Origin of the sequence: Vibrio sp. OPT20 (genome assembly GCF_963889365.1) — a bacterium.
Classification (GTDB): Bacteria; Pseudomonadota; Gammaproteobacteria; order Enterobacterales; family Vibrionaceae; genus Vibrio; species Vibrio splendidus.
In genome coordinates this window covers 77,112-77,640 of the sequence record NZ_CAWPOA010000035.1, presented here as the reverse complement: position 1 = coordinate 77,640, position 529 = coordinate 77,112, and the positions used below count along the sequence as shown (strand labels likewise).

Sequence of the window (529 nt, the reverse complement as noted above, 5' to 3'; positions counted from 1 at the left end):
AGCAATAACAGTTTTGTACTCGGTTGCGAGTTCGCCTTGCAGAATGTTGTTATGTTGAAACATGATTAATTACTCAGTGATAAACCGTACAGGTTGAGATTGACGCTTTCATTGATCGCCTCTTCAACTCGCTCAAACACAAAACCTAACTTAGTCAGTAGTGCGATACTTCGAATGTTATCAGAGGTTGTGATGGCAACTAAATGATCGATATCAGCATTATGTTGAGCTTGTTCAATTATCGCTTGTGCCGCTTCCTTTGCATAACCTTGGCCATATCCTGCAGGTACAAAACCATAACCAATATCATGCGCCTCTAGTGTGTCTCTTTTAATCAAACCACACACACCGATTGGCGTTGAAGACTCTTTAATCTCGACCATCAGTAAACACACACCCTTCTCTCTATACATCTTAAGAATGTTGTTTTCGATGTATTCAACAGCCTTGCCAGTATCTGTAATTTCCTTGTCTCCGATGTAACGTAAGAAATCTTCTGAGCTATATAATCGCTGAATAAACACCGCAT

General features: G+C 40.1%; 1 protein-coding gene and 1 pseudogene. Both read right to left on the bottom strand.

Annotation, left to right across the window (positions count from 1 at the left end; translation table 11 throughout):
- Nucleotides 1-63 (bottom strand): annotated as a pseudogene (locus tag AACR09_RS24620) (nitrous oxide-stimulated promoter family protein); the annotation flags it as partial.
- Nucleotides 64-65: 2 nt separating this feature from the next.
- Nucleotides 66-529 (bottom strand): GNAT family N-acetyltransferase (locus tag AACR09_RS07700; RefSeq protein ID WP_228011028.1); only part of this gene is annotated, 464 nt, incomplete at its 5' end.